This is a genomic window from Methylobacterium sp. FW306-05-D, assembly GCF_058782155.1.
The window spans coordinates 1-16322 of the sequence record NZ_JBYSXL010000049.1 but is presented as its reverse complement, the minus strand read 5'-3'; the positions used below and the strand labels follow the sequence as shown (position 1 = coordinate 16322).

Annotated in this window: 17 protein-coding genes; 8 read left to right on the top strand and 9 right to left on the bottom strand. The window is 68.0% G+C overall.

Annotated elements, in window-relative coordinates; genetic code table 11:
* Positions 1–33 precede the first annotated feature (33 nt).
* Both AC3WLN_RS16285 and AC3WLN_RS16280 read right to left on the bottom strand, forming a co-directional pair.
* The gene (locus tag AC3WLN_RS16285; RefSeq protein ID WP_492482928.1) at positions 34–744 is read right to left on the bottom strand and encodes a DsbA family protein; all 711 of its coding nucleotides are present in this window, start codon (positions 742–744) and stop codon (positions 34–36) included.
* An 86-nt stretch (positions 745–830) separates the two neighbouring features.
* Positions 831–1457: a 2-hydroxychromene-2-carboxylate isomerase gene (locus tag AC3WLN_RS16280; protein ID WP_492482926.1), complete on the bottom strand. Its 627-nt coding sequence runs from the start codon at positions 1455–1457 to the stop codon at positions 831–833.
* A 195-nt stretch (positions 1458–1652) separates the two neighbouring features.
* On the opposite strand from AC3WLN_RS16280, the gene AC3WLN_RS16275 reads away from it, so the two are divergent.
* The gene (locus AC3WLN_RS16275; protein WP_463770436.1) at positions 1653–2894 is read left to right on the top strand and encodes an argininosuccinate synthase; all 1242 of its coding nucleotides are present in this window, start codon (positions 1653–1655) and stop codon (positions 2892–2894) included.
* 48 nt (positions 2895–2942) lie between these two features.
* Here AC3WLN_RS16275 and AC3WLN_RS16270 read toward each other — a convergent pair whose 3' ends face one another.
* From AC3WLN_RS16270 to mtgA, 4 genes are all read right to left on the bottom strand, one after another.
* Positions 2943–3839, bottom strand: a complete 897-nt coding sequence (locus tag AC3WLN_RS16270; protein ID WP_492482924.1) for an NAD(P)H-hydrate dehydratase — start codon at positions 3837–3839, stop codon at positions 2943–2945.
* Positions 3836–4600 carry a histidine phosphatase family protein gene (locus AC3WLN_RS16265; RefSeq protein WP_492482922.1) on the bottom strand — a complete coding sequence of 255 codons (765 nt, stop codon included), beginning with the start codon at positions 4598–4600 and terminating at the stop codon, positions 3836–3838. The genes AC3WLN_RS16270 and AC3WLN_RS16265 overlap by 4 nt, the downstream gene beginning before the upstream one ends.
* Before the next feature lie 92 nt (positions 4601–4692).
* Positions 4693–5259, bottom strand: coding sequence for a hypothetical protein (locus AC3WLN_RS16260; RefSeq protein WP_492482920.1), 567 nt, complete (start codon positions 5257–5259; stop codon positions 4693–4695).
* Positions 5260–5366: 107 nt separating this feature from the next.
* Entirely contained in the window at positions 5367–6071 is a 705-nt protein-coding gene (gene mtgA / locus AC3WLN_RS16255; RefSeq protein ID WP_492482918.1) for a monofunctional biosynthetic peptidoglycan transglycosylase, read from the bottom strand.
* Between the two features lie 112 nt (positions 6072–6183).
* Here mtgA and AC3WLN_RS16250 point away from each other — a divergent pair, with 112 nt between their 5' ends.
* Positions 6184–7146, top strand: coding sequence for a polyprenyl synthetase family protein (locus tag AC3WLN_RS16250; RefSeq protein WP_492482916.1), 963 nt, complete (start codon positions 6184–6186; stop codon positions 7144–7146).
* A 62-nt stretch (positions 7147–7208) separates the two neighbouring features.
* Positions 7209–8315, top strand: coding sequence for a 3-isopropylmalate dehydrogenase (gene leuB / locus AC3WLN_RS16245; protein ID WP_492482914.1), 1107 nt, complete (start codon positions 7209–7211; stop codon positions 8313–8315).
* 89 nt (positions 8316–8404) lie between these two features.
* On the opposite strand, the gene AC3WLN_RS16240 is transcribed toward leuB, so the two are convergent.
* Both AC3WLN_RS16240 and AC3WLN_RS16235 read right to left on the bottom strand, forming a co-directional pair.
* A complete protein-coding gene (locus tag AC3WLN_RS16240; protein WP_056466896.1) occupies positions 8405–8812 on the bottom strand; it encodes a hypothetical protein in 408 nt (135 codons plus the stop codon).
* 103 nt (positions 8813–8915) lie between these two features.
* Positions 8916–9797: a hypothetical protein gene (locus AC3WLN_RS16235; RefSeq protein ID WP_492482912.1), complete on the bottom strand. Its 882-nt coding sequence runs from the start codon at positions 9795–9797 to the stop codon at positions 8916–8918.
* 227 nt (positions 9798–10024) lie between these two features.
* On the opposite strand from AC3WLN_RS16235, the gene AC3WLN_RS16230 reads away from it, so the two are divergent.
* The 5 genes from AC3WLN_RS16230 (at position 10025) to AC3WLN_RS16210 (ending at position 15545) form a co-directional block, all read left to right on the top strand.
* The gene (locus tag AC3WLN_RS16230; RefSeq protein WP_492482910.1) at positions 10025–11038 is read left to right on the top strand and encodes an LLM class flavin-dependent oxidoreductase; all 1014 of its coding nucleotides are present in this window, start codon (positions 10025–10027) and stop codon (positions 11036–11038) included.
* Positions 11039–11301: 263 nt separating this feature from the next.
* Complete coding sequence (locus AC3WLN_RS16225) at positions 11302–12333, top strand: aspartate-semialdehyde dehydrogenase (protein ID WP_492482908.1); 1032 nt, start codon at positions 11302–11304, stop codon at positions 12331–12333.
* A 499-nt stretch (positions 12334–12832) separates the two neighbouring features.
* The gene (locus AC3WLN_RS16220) at positions 12833–13966 is read left to right on the top strand and encodes a hypothetical protein (protein ID WP_492482906.1); all 1134 of its coding nucleotides are present in this window, start codon (positions 12833–12835) and stop codon (positions 13964–13966) included.
* Complete coding sequence (locus tag AC3WLN_RS16215; RefSeq protein ID WP_492482904.1) at positions 13963–14715, top strand: hypothetical protein; 753 nt, start codon at positions 13963–13965, stop codon at positions 14713–14715. Before AC3WLN_RS16220 ends, AC3WLN_RS16215 begins: the two co-directional genes overlap by 4 nt.
* A 74-nt stretch (positions 14716–14789) precedes the next feature.
* Entirely contained in the window at positions 14790–15545 is a 756-nt protein-coding gene (locus tag AC3WLN_RS16210; protein ID WP_492482902.1) for a hypothetical protein, read from the top strand.
* Between the two features lie 52 nt (positions 15546–15597).
* Here AC3WLN_RS16210 and AC3WLN_RS16205 read toward each other — a convergent pair.
* A partial coding sequence (locus AC3WLN_RS16205) for a CatB-related O-acetyltransferase (RefSeq protein ID WP_492482900.1) occupies positions 15598–16322 on the bottom strand: 725 nt, incomplete at its 5' end.

The window sequence follows — 16322 nt, the reverse complement described above, 5'->3', positions numbered from 1 at the left end:
CGGGCAAACGGTGGCGAAGGTGAGGCCACCGCCTCAGCAGGCGATCCGGTCGCAGCGGCGCGTGGCGGCGACCATGCGGGCGAGCGCCTTCGGCCCGGGATGACCGAGGAGTCCGGTGTTGCCGAGAACGTAGGAGGGGGTCGCGCTGAGGCCGAGATCGGCGGCCATGCGCATCTGCGCCTTGAGGGCGAGGCGGACCTCCTCGCTGTCGGCGATGCTCTCGATCTCGGCCGCCGGCACGCCGAGCTTCGCCGCGGCCTGGAGGGCCCCGGGCCCGTCGATCTTGCCGGGCTTGGCGAGCAGGGTCCGGTACAGGCTCCAGGCCGCGGCCGAGCCGAGCCGGCGCTGGATCGCCAGGGCGACCTTGGCGGCCTGTGCCGACTGCACCGCCAGGATCGGGTTGTTGATCAGGCCGATTCGCAGCGACGGATCGCTCTCGCTCAGCGAGACCATGTCGGCCGCGGCCTTCCGGCAATACGGACAATTATAGTCGAAGAACTCGTACAGGGTCGTCTCGGCCTCGGCCGGCCCGACATAGGTCACGCCCCGAAGGGCCGGGATCTCGCCGACGATCTCGCCGGGCAGACGCATGTTGGCGACCGGGCGGCCGTCGTCGTTGTCCACCTTGAAGGCCTGGCCGTAGCCTTGAGCGAGGGCGGCCCCGACAGTCCCGAGGCCGGCGCCGAGCCCGGCGGAGGCGAAGAGGAAGCGTCGGCGGTCGAGGCCCGGTAACGCGAAGCTCATGGGGTGGCCCTGGAAGCGTGAAGACGGCAAGCGTCGGAACGGCCCGGCTTCTAGACCCGCCCGGCCCGGACCGCCAGGGTTGCGCCTCAGCGCATCACGCCGGGCCGGTCGCCCACCGCCCAGGCGAGGGCCTGCTCCAGGCGGTCGTTGCCCCAGAACAGCTCGCCGTCGTCGGCGAGGAAGGTCGGCGCCCCGAAGATGCCGCGCGAGCGCGCCTCCTCCCCGTTGACGCGCAGGCGACCCTTGTTGGTCTCGGCCGCCGCCTGCTTCAGGATGATCGTGCCGTCGAGGCCGAGACCGTTGAGGACCGATACCACGGCCGGTGGCTCGGCGATCGACTGGCCGCGGGCGAACTCCGCCTCGTAGACGGCCTTCGAGAACGGCACGAGCCAGTCGTGGTCCATGCCGTAGGTCGCCGCCCGGGTGGCGCTGAGGCTGTTCTGCGGGAAGGGATCGGGACGTGTCAGCGGCGGCAGCCCGAGGCGGGCGGCCTCGCGCTCGACATCGCGCCACATGTGGCGGCCCTTGGCGGCGTAGAGGTTGAACGGCGAGGAATTCCAGCCCTGCGCGGCGAAGATCGGCCCGACGAGGAAGGGGCGCCAGCGGATCTCGACGCCGGCCGCCGCCGCCAGGGCCTCGATCCGCATCGCAGAAAGGTAGGAATAGGTCGATGCGAACTCGTACCAGAATTCGAGGGTCGGCCTGCGCGGCATGCGTCGAATCTCCGGGATCGAGGAAGGCGGCGAGTGTCACCCGCCGCGGGGCCGGCGACAAGGCACTTCACGACCACGGCCACGCTGAGCGAACGCATCCGGCGGCATGGCGGTTGCACGGCCCCGCGCTCCGCTGATAAGCCGCCGCATTCTGACGACGCCGACGCGCACGAAGCCCGAACCGGAAGCGAGCCCATGACCGACGCGAACCCGAAGCCCGTCAACAAGGTCGTGCTCGCCTATTCCGGCGGCCTCGACACCTCGATCATCCTGAAGTGGCTGCAGACCACCTATGGCTGCGAGGTCATCACCTTCACGGCCGATCTCGGCCAGGGCGAGGAGCTGGAGCCAGCGCGCAGAAAAGCCGAACTGCTCGGCATCAAGCCCGAGAACATCTTCATCGAGGACCTGCGCGAGGAATTCGTGCGGGACTACGTGTTCCCGATGTTCCGCGCCAACGCCGTCTACGAGGGCGTCTACCTGCTGGGCACCTCCATCGCCCGGCCGCTGATCGCCAAGAAGCAGATCGAGATCGCCGAGAAGCTCGGGGCCGACGCCGTCTGTCACGGCGCCACCGGCAAGGGCAACGATCAGGTCCGGTTCGAGCTCGGCTACTATGCCCTGAAGCCCGACGTCACGGTCATCGCTCCCTGGCGCGAGTGGGACCTGAAGAGCCGCGAGCAGCTGATCGCCTTCGCCGAGCAGCACCAGATCCCGATCTCGAAGGACAAGCGTGGCGAGAGCCCGTTCTCCGTGGACGCCAACCTCCTGCACGCCTCCTCGGAGGGCAAGGTGCTGGAGGACCCCGCCGACGAGGTGCCGGACTACGTCTACTCGCGCACCCGCTCGCCGGAGGAGGCGCCCGACACGCCGACCGTGATCACCATCGGCTTCGAGAAGGGCGACGCGGTCTCGATCGACGGCGAGCGCCTGTCCCCGGCGAGCCTCCTCGCCAAGCTCAACCAGCTCGGCCACGACAACGGCATCGGCCGCCTCGACCTCGTGGAGAACCGCTTCGTCGGCATGAAGAGCCGCGGCATGTACGAGACGCCCGGCGGCACGATCCTGCTGCCCGCTCACCGCGCCATCGAGTCGATCACGCTCGACCGGGGTGCCGCGCACCTCAAGGATCAGCTGATGCCGCAATACGCGGAGCTGATCTACAACGGCTTCTGGTTCTCGCCCGAGCGCGAGATGCTGCAGGCCCTGATCGACAAGAGCCAGGAGATGGTCACCGGCGAGGTTCGGCTGAAGCTCTACAAGGGTGGCGTCCACGTTATTGGCCGTACCAGCCCGAACTCGCTCTACGACCAGGACCTCGTGACCTTCGAGGAGGGTGCGGTCGCCTACGACCACCGCGACGCGGCCGGCTTCATCAAGCTGAACGCCCTGCGCCTGCGCACCCTGGCCCAGCGCAAGAAGAAGCTCGGCGCCTGAGGGCGAACCGGGCCGGCGAGATCCCCTTCCCCCCCCGGGGGAGTCCGTCTACCCGGCCGGGCTCTCTGAGAATTCCCGCAGGATCCGCGGAACCTCGCCCGAAATCTCCCGGGCGAGAAATCCTACGGGCCCCATCGATCGCGCGAGCCGGGCGCCCGCCTCGCCGTGGAGGTAGACCCCCCAGAGGGCGGCCGTCACCGGATCGGCGCCCCGGGCGAGGATGCCGGTGACGAGACCCGCGAGGGCATCCCCCGAGCCGGAGGTGGCGAGGCCGACGCCGCCGCCGCCGTAGTGCCAGTGCGTGCCGTCGGGAGCGACGACCCAGCTTTCGGCCCCCTTCATGATCACCACGGCCCGCAGCATCTCGGCGGCACGCAGCCCCGCCTTCAGCGGCTCGGCCTCGACCGCCTCGCGCTCCCAGTCGAGGAGCTGCGCCATCTCGCCGGCATGCGGCGTCAGCACCGGAGGCGACTCGAGGGTACGGACGGTCTCCGCGTGGGCAGCGAGACCGCAGATCGCGCCGGCGTCGAGGACGTAGGCGGTCGCGTTCTGCTCGGCGAGGAGCGCGCTGACCAGCGCCGTGGTGATGTCGCAGGTGTTCATGCCGGGTCCGAGCAGCACGGCATCGCAGCGCCGGGCCGCCTCGGCGATGCGAGGTGCCGCCGCGTCGGCCTCGATCTCGCCCGCGTCGGTCTCGGGCAGGCCGATCACCATGGCCTCCGGGACGGCCAGGGCCATCGCCACCGCAACGGACTGGACGGAAGCGATCTTGAGCTTGCCCGCGCCCGCCCGCAGGGCCGCGACACCGGCGAGGAAGACGGCGCCCGGGACCTCCGCGCAGCCCCCGAGGACGAGCACGCTGCCGCGGTCGTCCTTGCTGCCGGCCTCCGGGGTCGGGAGCGGGCGGGCCCGCAAGCACGCCGCGTCGAGTTCGATCCCGCTCATCGCACGTCTTCCGTCAGCGAGGGCTCGGCGGTGACGGGAGCTCCCGCCCGCTGCACCGGGGCGACGAAATTGTAGCGCGCGAGCTGGAGGTGCCCCGTGGACCCCGCCTCGGGCCGGAACGCGTACTCGGTGACCGAGCAGTTCAGGACGTCGCCCTCGGCGTCGATGCCGAGGATCTCGGCCTCGCTGAGGTTCTCGATGAGGTAGCGCAGGCAGAGCACGACGACCTGATGGGCAACGATCAGGACGCGCTTCTCGCCATGGTGCAGGGAGACCGTGTCCATCGCGCTGCGCAGGCGCAGGATGACGTCGCACCAACTCTCGCCGCAGGTCGGCCGGTAGTAGAACTTGCCCAGGCGGGCCCGCAATTCGGCTTGGTCCGGGTGGAGCGCCTCGATGCCCGACCGGGTCAGGCGGTCGAGGAGGCCGAGTTCCTTCTCGCGCAAACGCTCGTCGACGTAGTCCTCGGGCGCATTCGATGCGACGCCCCCGGCTTGACGGATGCCCGCGACGGTCTGCTGGGCCCGGCGATAAGGTGAGGTCAGCACCACGTTCGGGCGCTCGGTCTCCGGCATCTGGGCAAACCAGCGTCCCAGCGCCTCGGCCTGCTGCCGGCCGCGATCACTCAGCGGAACGTCGACGTCGCGCTCGGCGATGTCGATGCGCTCGAGCCCGGCCTCATGGGCGGCGTCGCGCGCGACGTTGCCTGCGCTCTCGCCGTGTCGGACGATCCAGATCCGGCTCGGCCAGCGTTGCAGCATCCGTCATGGTCCTCGGCTTGTTCCACCTCGGCAACGTTCCTGCGGGCCGACCTGTTCGCCCCTGCGTCGTTCGAGACGCGGAGGGACGCGCGTCAGGCTGGTCGCCAGCCGGCATCGGTACGGGTGAAGTCGCCCGGCCCGAGATCGGCGTACCGGAGAAAGATCTGCAGCACCGGCTGCATCTCGCGGTGCTCGGCCGGCAGAGCGGCGCCCGGGCCGTAGGGCACGTCCGTGTCCACGGCCGGTACGTCGCGGGCGGCGTCCCAGCGGATGGCCAGGGCCCGGACGCGGGCGACCTGCTCAGCCGTGACGTCGAAGGTGACGTGCTCGGGCGTCTCGCCGGTAGCCTCGTCGCGGAAGACGTCGCCGACATCGTCGGAGGCGAGCTTGGCCAGTGTGTTGTGGTAGGCGTAGCGCCCCGGCTTCAGGACGGCGTTGGCGGTGAACACGGCAAGCGCCTCGCCCAGAGCCCGATGCTCCGCGTCGGCCCCGTCGTCGTCGCCGGTGACGTTGAAGATGTCGCCGTCGCGGTCGGTGCTGCCGTAGGGCGCATCGGGATGGACGATGGGCGCGCCGACACCCTCGGGATTCCAGGCCACTACCATCCGGCGAATCAGCGCGATGCGCTCCAGGGTCAGTTCGAAGGTCGGCTGGGTCATCGTCGGTCTTTCGCCCGTGGGGCCGCACGCAGGCCCGCCCTGGTCGCCGGGAAATCGGGATCGTCGGCAGATCTGAGGCGGCAGGTAGCCGATCCCGTCGCGCCGGGCTACCGTTTCAGGCAGCCCATCAGGCCGGAGACGCCGTTCATCCGCCCCTGGATTCGGGCGGCCTGAGCGCGCACGCCGCGCGACGGCAGGGCCGGATTGCGCAGGATCGGGTTCGGCAGCACGGCGGCGAGCAGGGCCGCCTCGCCGCGGGTCAGGGCGCGGGCCGGTTTGCCGAACCAGCGCTGCGCCGCGGCCTCGGCGCCGAACACCCCTTCCCCCCACTCGGCGATGTTGAGATAGATCTCCATGGTGCGCGGTTTGCCCCACAGCGTGTCGGCCATCAGGGCGAGAGGAATCTCCAGGGCCTTGCGGATCACCGAGCGGCCCGGCCAAAGGAACACGTTCTTGACGGTCTGCATCGAGATCGTCGAGGCGCCCCGGCTGGGGCCCTCCTCGTCGTCGACCACGTCGCGCAGGGCGCCCCAATCCACACCGTCGTGCAGGCAGTAGCGCTGGTCCTCCGAGGCGACGACCGCCTGGACGAGGTAAGGCGAGATCGCGTCGAGGCCGACCGCCTGCCGGTCGACGGGCTTCAGCGTCAACCATCGTCCCAGCATCAGGGTTGAGGGCGGGGTCAGCGCACTATAGACGAGCGCGAGCGACAATAAGAGGACGAGGCCGATGACGGGGAGGAGCAGGATGAGATTGACGATCCGCCGCAAGCCTCTGCTCCGCCGCCGGCCGGATGCCTCACGTGTCGGCATCGGGCGCGCCGAAACCTGCCGCAACGGCCGCTCCGCGCTCTCCTCCCGCTCCTGAATTCGAACCTCCCCCCGCCCACGACACGACACCGTCTGACCGAAGGCCCGACCGAACATGACCTCAACGCAAGGATCCCACGCTTCGGTCAAGGCGGATGCCCCGGTCGATGCGTTTTCCCACAGGCTTGCCGCGGTCGCGGACACGGTCGAGGCCTATCTCGCGGAGCGCCTGAGCCCCGAGACGCAGGCCGGCGAGATTACCCGGCCGGTGCGCCTGATGGAGGCGATGCGCCACGCCGTCCTCGGCGGCGGCAAGCGCCTGCGTCCCTTCCTCGCCATCGAGACCGCCCGGATGCTCGGCGGCTCCGAGACCGGCGCCCTCGCGGCCGGCTCCGCGATCGAGCTGGTGCACTGCTACTCCCTCGTCCACGACGACATGCCGGCGATGGACGACGACGACATGCGCCGCGGCAAACCCACCGTGCACAAGGCCTATGACGAGGCCACCGCGATCCTGGTGGGCGACGCCCTCCAGACCCTGGCCTTCGAGATCCTGGCCGATTCCACCTGGCAGCCCGACCCGTCGGTGCGCGCCGACCTCGTGCTCGGCCTCGCCAAGGCCTCGGGCCTCGGCGGCATGGTGGGCGGCCAGCTCCTCGACCTCGGGGCGGAAGGGCGCTTCGGCCCCGTCTCCCTGGACGTCGACGACACGCTGCAGCTCCAGGCGATGAAGACTGGCGCGATCCTGGCTTTCTCGGTGGAAGCTGGCGCGATCGTCGGCGGCGCGACGCCGGACCAGCGCAAGGCGCTGCTGCGCTACGGCCATGCCCTCGGCCAGGCCTTCCAGATCGCCGACGACATCCTCGACCGCGAGGCCTCGTCCGAGGCCATGGGCAAGGCCACCGGGAAGGACAAGGAGGCCGGCAAGGCGACCCTCGTCGACCGTCTCGGCCTCGACGGCGCCCGCGCCGAGTGCGACCGCCTCGTCGGCGTCTGCGAGGAGGCCGTGTCATCCTGGGGCGACAGGGCCGAGACGCTGCGCCAGGCGGCGCGGTTCACGGTGGCCCGCAAGGTCTGACGCCAGATCCGACGGCGGTCTGACCGCCCCCGTCCTTCGAATATCCATCGCGAGTTGATCCCATGACCTCCTACAAGCTCCTCCTCCTTCCCGGCGACGGCATCGGCCCCGAGGTGATGGCGGAAGTCGAGAAGGTGATCGGCGCCCTGGACGCGCTGGGTCTGGCCCACTTCGAGATCGAGCGCGACCTCGTCGGCGGCAGCGCCATCGACGCCCATGGGAAGCCGCTCACCGACGAGGCCCTGGCCCGAGCCGATGCCGCCGACGCCATCCTGCTGGGCGCGGTCGGCGGACCGAAATGGACGGATGTCGCCTACGAGATCCGGCCCGAGGCGGGCCTCCTGCGTCTGCGCAAGGACCTCGGCCTCTTCGCCAACCTGCGCCCGGCGATCTGCTACCCGGCGCTGGCCGAGGCCTCCGCCCTGAAGCGCGAGCTGGTCGAGGGCCTCGACATCATGATCGTGCGCGAACTCACCGGCGGCGTCTATTTTGGCGAGCCGAAGGAGATCACGACCCTGCCCGACGGCTCGAAGCGCGCCGTCGACACGCAGGTCTACACCACGGGCGAGATCGAGCGGATCGCCCACGTCGCCTTCGACCTGGCGCGCAAGCGCTCGGGCCGCGTCGCCTCGGCCGAGAAGCACAACGTGATGAAGTCGGGCGTCCTCTGGAAGGAGGTCGTGACCCGGGTCCATGCCGAGTACAGCGACGTCAGCCTCGAGCACGTTCTCGCCGACAACTGCGCCATGCAGCTGGTCCGCCGCCCGAAGCAGTACGACGTCCTCGTCACCGACAACCTGTTCGGCGACGTGCTCTCGGACGTCGCGGCGATGCTCACCGGCTCCCTCGGCATGCTCCCCTCCGCCTCGCTGGGTGCCGTCGATGCCAAGGGTAGCCGCAAGGCCCTCTACGAGCCCGTCCACGGTTCGGCGCCGGACATCGCCGGCAAGGGATACGCGAACCCGATCGCCATGATCGGCTCGCTCGCCATGTGCCTGCGCTACTCCTTCGGTCTCGGCGAGGCGGCCGACCTGCTGGACGCGGCCGTGACCCGCACGCTCGCCTCCGGTGCGCGCACCCGCGACATCGCCGCTGAGGGCGTCACGCCGGTCAGCACCGCCGAGATGGGCGACGCGATCATCCGCGAGCTGCGGCACGCCGTTGGCTGAGAGGGCTCGCAACCTCCGACTCGACGAAAGACCAAACGAAAACGGGCCCCGTGAGGGGCCCGTCGCGTGTCCGGCCGTTGGTGCCGGATTTAGTAGGGGTTGCCGAAGCGCGACACGTACGACGTCGGGTCGATCGCATCGACGGCCGAGAAGTCGACGTTGCGGATCGCGCTGGAGCGGGCGCCGATGAACGGGCCGTTGGTGATCGGATCGGGCAGGATGCCTCCGCCGAAGCGATCGTTGCGGCCGTAGGGGGGCGAGTTCAGGTAGCTCGCGGTGATGAACTGCGGATTGGTGGCCGGGTTGCTGACCGAACCATTGTTCGCCTCGACCACGTTGCCGGCATCCAGCCAGCTGCGAGGACGGATGCGGATCGGCAGCGGCTGGCTGACGCGGTAACCGGCCGGCGCGTAGCGCCCCTGGGCCTCGGCGGCGGTGTTCGCGCCGACGGCTGCGAGCGTGAGGGCACCCATCAGGGCAATCGAGACAGAGCGCATGACGCACCTTCGTTGAAGCTGTGGGACTGTAGGCCGGGCTTCCTTAAGAAACTGAGGCCTCCGTATGAGATAAAGACGTGCCAGCGCGGTCGAGGTTCCCGGATTATGGCCGCGCTTCGTGAGATCGCCGCAGTTTGGCCTCATTTTTTCGTGTGCCCCGGTCCGGAAGCGATCCGGTCTCGCCGCCGATATCCCGCGTCGGCACCGCCGCCCGGGCCCCGCAGCCCGGATCGCGCCGGCTCTCGATCGCCGCGAAGGCAGCCGATATCTCCGGCCAAGCTTGGCCGTTCAACGCGACCTTGTCGAGGAGGCACGTCACGGCGCGCGGCTCCGGCGCCTGACCGAGGGGGGCGCAGAGCCAGCCGTCGAGGCGAAGCGTCCCGCGGGTCAGGCTGGCGAAACCGGTGCAGATCCGCTTGCCCTCGCCGCCCAGAGTCACCTCCAGGGTCTCCATCGGGCCGAACTTCGTCTCGATCGTGCCCCGCTCGCCGGTGCGGATCACGGCCAGGGCCTGACCGTCCGCGGCCCGCCGGGCCAGGGTGACGAACAGGCCGGGGCTCGCCTCGGACTTGGAGGTCTCGGTCAGGACGAGGCGCAGGTAGGGCGCCTCGATGGTGTCGAAGCCACCCTGGACCAGGATGTCTTCCCGCTGCCTGCTGGTCGGATTGCGGCGGGCGGACTCCGCGCGCGGAGCCTCGATCGCCTCGGGATCGTCGAGGCGGAATCGCGACGCCGTCTGGGCGAGGGGCAGGGCCGGCCTGACCGTCTGCGCCGAGGCCGGTCCGTAGGCGGCACCGCTCGAGACCTCCGCCGGCGGCACGGCCGGTGCGGATGCTCCGCTCCACGCTGCGAGGCTGAGACCCGCGACCACCGTTCCGGCCGCCAGAATCTTCAGGGGGCGAACCAGAGGCCAGGTCGACCGCCGCGTCCGATGCGCATCCTCGATGCCCGCACCGATGTCGTCCTGCTCGCATACCGTTCGCATCGCGTTCCGGGGTTCTCCGGCGGCCCTGCGCCGTCCGACGCGATCCTGCTCCGCACCCCTCCAAGCCCGGGTTTCCGAGGCCACGATGGGGTCGGCTTTCGGGTGACAGGGTGAATCGTTGGTATCGGCCCATGCGGACAGCACATGCCGGCCCCGGCTTGCAGTGGGCCGTGCCCGTCGCGATCTGAAGCCCCGGGGCAGCACCGCGAGATACAGATTAGGAAGCCATGATCCCCCTCTCCGTCCTCGACCTCGCCTTCGTGCCCGAGGGCGCGACACCCGCTGAAGCCCTGCGCAACAGCCTGGACCTCGCCCGCCACGCGGAGGAGCACGGCTACCGTCGATTCTGGCTGGCCGAGCATCACAACATGATCGGCGTCGCCAGCGCGGCGACCGCCGTCGTGATCGGGCACGTGGCGGCCGGCACCCGCACGATCCGCGTCGGCGCGGGCGGCATCATGCTGCCGAACCACGCGCCCCTGGTGGTCGCCGAGCAGTTCGGCACGCTGGAGACCCTGTTTCCCGGTCGAATCGACCTCGGCCTCGGGCGCGCGCCCGGCACCGATCCACGCACCACCCGGGCGCTGCGGCGTTCGCCCGATGCCGCCGACACCTTTCCGCAGGACGTGCTGGAGTTGCAGGCGCTCCTCGGCGATCCGCAGCCCGGGCAGGCGGTCCAGGCGGTTCCCGGAACCGGATTGAAGGTGCCGCTCTGGATTCTCGGCTCGAGCACCTACGGCGCCCAGCTCGCCGCGATGCTGGGGCTCCCCTACGCCTTCGCCTCGCACTTCGCTACCGACCAGCTCCTGCCGGCCCTCGCCATCTACCGCGAGCGCTTCCAGCCCTCGGCGCAGCTGAGCCGACCGCACGCGATGATCGGCGTCAACGTGGTCGCGGCCGAGACCGACGCCGAGGCACGTCGTCTGTTCACCTCGGCCCAGCAGCAATTCACCAACCTCGTGCGCGGCACGCGCGGTCTCCTGCGTCCGCCGATCGACGACATCGAGAGCTACTGGGCCCCGCACGAGAAGGCGCAGGCCTCGCGGATGCTGGCGCGCGCCCTCGTCGGTTCGCCCGACACCGTGCGGCGGGGACTCGCCGACCTGATCCGGGAGACCGGCGCCGACGAGATCATGGTCGCGGCGGCGATCCACGACCAGGCGGCGCGGCGGCGCTCCTACGCGATCCTGGCGGAGGCGCGGGACACCCTTGGCTCCGCCCCGGCCGCCCTGGTGGCGTGATCGAGGCGCGCGACCCTTGACAGCGGCGGGAGCGAGGCGTCTTGCTCCCGCGCTTGGCGACTCATGCTGCGATGCGGCGGGCGCCAGACGGTGCGGACCGGAATCGGGCCGCGAACCTTCGCGGCCGGCGGGCCGCCGGCCGCCCGGGCGGCTCGGCGCACGGCAGGGAGGCTTGAGAACGGCGCCGGACCGGACGCTGCGGCTCGCCAGACCGGTGGCGCCGCGCCGGCCCCCGGCGCCCACGCAGAGCGGAGTGAAGAACCATGGGTTACAAGGTCGCCGTCGTGGGTGCCACGGGCAATGTGGGCCGCGAGATGCTGGACATCCTGTCCGAGCGCGCCTTTCCGGCTGACGAGGTGGTGGCGATCGCCTCGCGCCGGTCGGCCGGCCAGGAGGTGTCCTTCGGCGACAAGATCCTGAAGGTGAAGGCGCTCGATTCCTACGATTTTTCCGACACCGACATCTGCCTGATGTCCGCCGGCGGAGAGACCTCGAAGGAATGGTCGCCGCGCATCGGCCAGTCCGGCTGCGTCGTGATCGATAATTCCTCGGCCTTCCGCTACCATCAGGACGTGCCGCTGATCGTTCCGGAAGTGAACCCGGACGCCATCCACGGTTTCTCCAAGCTCAACATCATCGCCAACCCGAACTGCTCAACGGCGCAGCTCGTGGTCGCGCTGAAGCCGCTCCACGACGCGGCCACGATCAAGCGCGTGGTGGTGGCGACCTACCAGTCGGTCTCCGGCGCCGGCAAGGACGCCATGGACGAGCTCTTCCAGCAGACCCGTTCGGTCTTCACCGCCGGCGAGATCAAGGCGGAGAAGTTCTCGAAGCGCATCGCCTTCAACGTCATCCCGCACATCGACGTGTTCATGGAGGATGGCTACACCAAGGAAGAGTGGAAGATGGTCGCCGAGACCAAGAAGATGCTCGACCCCAAGATCAAGCTCACGGCTACCGCCGTGCGCGTGCCGGTCTTCATCGGCCACGCGGAAGCCGTGAACGTGGAGTTCGAGCGTCCGATCTCGGCCGAGCAGGCCACCCAGATCCTGCGCTCGGCCCCCGGCCTCATGGTGGTCGATAAGCGCGAGCCCGGCGGCTACATGACCCCGCACGAGGCCGCCGGCGAGGACGCCACGTACGTCTCCCGCATCCGCGAGGACGCCACGGTGGAGAACGGCCTGAACTTCTGGTGCGTGGCCGACAACCTGCGCAAGGGCGCGGCGCTGAACACCGTGCAGATCGCCGAGATGCTGGTGAACCGGAAGCTGTTGAAGCGACAGCAGGCGGCCTGAGGCTCGGCATCATCGCCGGTTCCCAAACTCGGGGACCGGAACTGGCTTTTTTCGACGCCGTCCCGCTCGCGGGGCGGCGTTTCTTTTGGACTCGGAAGCGGCGTGGTGGGGCGTAGGGCTCCTTCCACGAAGGGCACCGGCGAGGGCGGCGCCGCCCCCCCTGAAACCGCGTCGTCATCCTGGAGCGCCGGAGGCGCGCCCGGCCCCTAGGGGGGCGCGGCAAACGTCCCATCCAGGCCCGACGACGAAGCCGCCTCGACCGAGACCTGGGTGTCTGGATGCCGAGCTCCACCGTGCGGTCCGGCGTGACGGTGCAAGTCTTGCGGTACGCCTCGGCCAGGCGCGAGCGTTCCGAAACCGGAATGGACGGCTCCTATTCCCGAGGCGTGCGCCGGGAGCGCCGCCGTCGCGCGAATCCGACACGAGACTATTTTCCTTGAATATTCTCCTAGAATCGCCTACTTGTTCATAGAACATACCATGAACATAGGTGGTGGCGATGTCCGAGATCCAGCGTCGGGGCCTGTCCGGAAACGCCGCCGAGGCACGTGACCTGCGCCTTCTCCTCGCAGTTCTGCGCACGGAGACAAAACTCGTCCGCCTGCGCCGGTCCTTGAGCCTGAAATACAGCGCCGATCAGCCTCGGGCACCCGCGGGTCAGAGTGACGGTGGACAGTGGGTGTCGGACGGCGGCGGCGCGGGCGGCAGCCCGATCGACCGGTTGCCGCGCGGGGGCGGACGCTGGGCGTCCCTCGACGCGGGCGAGCCGGGATCGGGAGCTCCGCAACGCACCCTTCTGGACGGCGGGGAGGTTCTCACCCTCCGCGTCCGGTCCGGACGCGGAGACTGGGAGGAACAGCACACCGTTGTCACGCCCGACGGCGAGCGTCGGATCTTCGAGAATTCCGGCGAGACGCAGACGATTCGCGACGGTCAGACCGGAGCGGTGCTGTCGCGGACGACGTTCTCGCCATCCGGGATCGCCGCGGAAGCGACGATCCAGCCGGCTTTCCTGCCAGCCGTTCCCTTCGTCGTTGCACCGGCCGTCGCAGCGACGATGGAAGCTGCAGCATTCCTGTTCGTCGTTCTCCGTTCGCGCAAGGACGGCTTCGGGACCGCGTTCGGGATGACCGCTCAAGGCTACAAGTTCGATTCCGAAGACGAGGTCAGCTTACCGACCCCTTGGGTTGGTCGCTTGAGCGAAAGCGACCTTTCCGTGGCTTGTCCACGCAGCGAAGAAGTACAACGGAAAACAAACGAGATGGCCGCGGAGATCAAAGCGCGCTTTCCGAAGCTCACACCTCAGCAGTTCGGAAATGCCCTTCATGGTGGCCTCGCCGCATACTATGGAACTCCGAAAGACCCCGACATGAGAGCGGAGCTATCGCTCGATGGCACCGATAAGGAAGCGCGCTATGGTAGCCCAGGCACCTTGCGTCTGGATCTTTTTGAACGGACACCGCGAAATATGGTGTGCGTATACGACTATAAGACCGGCGGCGCCGAGATGACCGCGACCCGAGCTTTACAACTCGCTCAGGTTGCAAGATTGTTTTATCCCTCCGCACAGGGCATCGTCCTCATACAGGTCAAGCCGCACATCCCGGAAAAGAAAGGGTTGGTGTACCAGTGAGCTCGGCGGCCAAAGTTAAGCGCCTCGTCAGGCCGCTCCTGAAGCAAAATCCCGACCTCGTTCTCGTCGGAAAGGATACGCTCTGGCTGTGCCCGATTCACAAGTTCGGACGGCATATCCATTTTCGGAGAGGGAAAAGTCGATACTTCCTTTTGTCTTGGCATCTGTCGCCATTGTTCACGCCCGCGCTTTGGATCGGCCCCAACCCCGGAGTTTTCGATCAGGGGATAGGGCGGTCGAGCATCAGAGGATCGGACGACGGAATTTCCGGGCGTCGACCCAACCCCTATAGAACCCTACCGAACTACTTTAGCCTCGGAGACGGACTCTGGGAATATGAAGACGATTCCCTCCAGGACGATCTAATTTTGCAAGTCGACGGGGCACTTCGCCTGATGAGGTCTTTGGACACGCTGGAGAAATGCATTGCATTCTCACGTTTCTACAGCATCAACCGAATAATTCAGATCGAGCACTGGCCGATGATGCTGGATCTCGCGGCGGGCGATCTCGACGCCGCAAGAGAAACGTGGCTGGATGTCCGTCAGCGACATCGTCCGAGGCCGCCAGACGGACCGATGTCGTTCTTCGAGCGGATCGAACATCGCTGGTCCGAACTCGACGAGCCTTTGATGAAACAGGACAAGGCGGGCCTAGCGACTTTGTTGAAGCGCTGGGAGTCGGAGAATGCCCATTCCATTGGTATCGAGAAGTTCTGGGCACCCACCGCTTTTCCGTTCGAAGATTAGAAATTCATCTCTCAGTCTTTGATTACAAGACAGCAAGCCGCGAAGGCTGTATCGCGCTCGGGAATGGATAAACCATGGACTCCAGTCAGCGCATCGCGCATTTAACCAAACCCCTGCTGGATCAGAATCCTGATCTTGTCATGATCGACAATTGCATCTGGATAAAACCTGCTCACCACTTCGGTCGATGCATCTTGATCCAAATGGACGCGGATTATTGCTTCAGACTGACATGGAAAATTCCATGTCTCTTCGTTCCGTTCGCCCATCCGGTCGAGTACCCGGATTGGATTACCCATCCCATCGAGCGGTCGAGCATTGTCCGATGGGTCGACTACCATCCGATGCAGAAGTCACTCACGCGACGCGGCGAATTCGAATACATGAATTGGGGCCGGACTTACTGGAATTACGAAGACCCGACAGTTCCCGAAGATTTCGTGTATCAGATCGGGTCGACCCTGCGCCTGCTGCGTTCGCTCGACACGATGGAGAAATGCGTGGCCTTTCTCCACCTCAAATTCAGACAAACTTCCCAGAACATTCGGGACTGGACGATGTTCGCTGAACTCGGGCTCGGATATATCGGACAGGCCCGAGCACATTGGATCAGCGTGCGGCAGGACTACCTCTCCTGGCTCGTGGAACATCCCGAAACGCCCCTGGAACGCCGCGCCAGTCGATTGTGCGAACTCGACGAACCTCTGATTACGCGGGATCGCCAGGGGCTCGCGTCACTCCTGCATCGGTGGGAACTCGAGAACATCACGACCTTGCGGCTTGAGACAATCTGGGAGCGAAGCGCGTTCCCCCTGGAAGACCACCTCTGAAGTCGACAACCTTTGAAACTGCGGCATCGACGGCTGACCGGAGACTGTCCGATCAGCCTCGCTCGCTCGTCGCCGCCCGATCGACGTGATCGTCGAAGGCGTGCGTCGCGTTCGCAAATTCCTGCTCCAGCGCCGCCACATCCCCGCCGCTGATCGCCGGCAGGCAGCGCGTGATCCGCTCAGGCGTCCAATCCCACCACGCCAGGGCCAGCAACCGCTCCGCCACCTCCGGCGGCACCCGCATCCGCACCACGACCGCCGGATTGCCGGCCACGATCGCGTAGGGCGGCACGTCGCGGGTGACGACCGCCTTGGCCGCCACCACGGCGCCGTCGCCGATGGTGACGCCGGGCAGGATCGTCGCATCGTGGGCGAGCCAGACGTCGTTGCCGATCACCGTGTCGCCGCGATTCGGGAAGGCCGTCTCCTCGGGGAAGCGGCCCGCCCAGGCGCCGCCGAAGATGGCGAATGGGTAGGTGGAGGGCGCGTCCAGACGGTGGTTGCCGCCGTTCATGAGAAAGCGGGTGCCCGCCGCGATGGCGCAGAAGCGCCCGATGCGCAGCCGGTCGCCGAGGAAGGCGAAGTGGTAGAGGATGCCGAGGAAGGCGAAGTGGTAGAGGATGTTGTCGAGGAAGGCCTCCGGTCCGGCGGGGTCGTCGTAATAAGTGTAGGCGCCGATCTCGACGTTGGATGGCAGGTTCAGGTTGCGCAGGAAGGTGACGCGCGGGTGGTCCGGCACCGGGTGAAGCGCATCGGGGTCGGGGCCGAAGCGGGGAT

Bases quoted from the DNA above. Each gene is read 5' to 3' on its own strand.
- AC3WLN_RS16285 (WP_492482928.1), bottom strand. From the start codon at position 744: ATGAGCTTCGCGTTACCGGGCCTCGACCGCCGACGCTTCCTCTTCGCC.
- AC3WLN_RS16280 (WP_492482926.1), bottom strand. From the start codon at position 1,457: ATGCCGCGCAGGCCGACCCTCGAATTCTGGTACGAGTTCGCATCGACC.
- AC3WLN_RS16275 (WP_463770436.1), top strand. From the start codon at position 1,653: ATGACCGACGCGAACCCGAAGCCCGTCAACAAGGTCGTGCTCGCCTAT.
- AC3WLN_RS16270 (WP_492482924.1), bottom strand. From the start codon at position 3,839: ATGAGCGGGATCGAACTCGACGCGGCGTGCTTGCGGGCCCGCCCGCTC.
- AC3WLN_RS16265 (WP_492482922.1), bottom strand. From the start codon at position 4,600: ATGCTGCAACGCTGGCCGAGCCGGATCTGGATCGTCCGACACGGCGAG.
- AC3WLN_RS16260 (WP_492482920.1), bottom strand. From the start codon at position 5,259: ATGACCCAGCCGACCTTCGAACTGACCCTGGAGCGCATCGCGCTGATT.
- mtgA (WP_492482918.1), bottom strand. From the start codon at position 6,071: ATGCCGACACGTGAGGCATCCGGCCGGCGGCGGAGCAGAGGCTTGCGG.
- AC3WLN_RS16250 (WP_492482916.1), top strand. From the start codon at position 6,184: ATGACCTCAACGCAAGGATCCCACGCTTCGGTCAAGGCGGATGCCCCG.
- leuB (WP_492482914.1), top strand. From the start codon at position 7,209: ATGACCTCCTACAAGCTCCTCCTCCTTCCCGGCGACGGCATCGGCCCC.
- AC3WLN_RS16240 (WP_056466896.1), bottom strand. From the start codon at position 8,812: ATGCGCTCTGTCTCGATTGCCCTGATGGGTGCCCTCACGCTCGCAGCC.
- AC3WLN_RS16235 (WP_492482912.1), bottom strand. From the start codon at position 9,797: ATGCGAACGGTATGCGAGCAGGACGACATCGGTGCGGGCATCGAGGAT.
- AC3WLN_RS16230 (WP_492482910.1), top strand. From the start codon at position 10,025: ATGATCCCCCTCTCCGTCCTCGACCTCGCCTTCGTGCCCGAGGGCGCG.
- AC3WLN_RS16225 (WP_492482908.1), top strand. From the start codon at position 11,302: ATGGGTTACAAGGTCGCCGTCGTGGGTGCCACGGGCAATGTGGGCCGC.
- AC3WLN_RS16220 (WP_492482906.1), top strand. From the start codon at position 12,833: ATGTCCGAGATCCAGCGTCGGGGCCTGTCCGGAAACGCCGCCGAGGCA.
- AC3WLN_RS16210 (WP_492482902.1), top strand. From the start codon at position 14,790: ATGGACTCCAGTCAGCGCATCGCGCATTTAACCAAACCCCTGCTGGAT.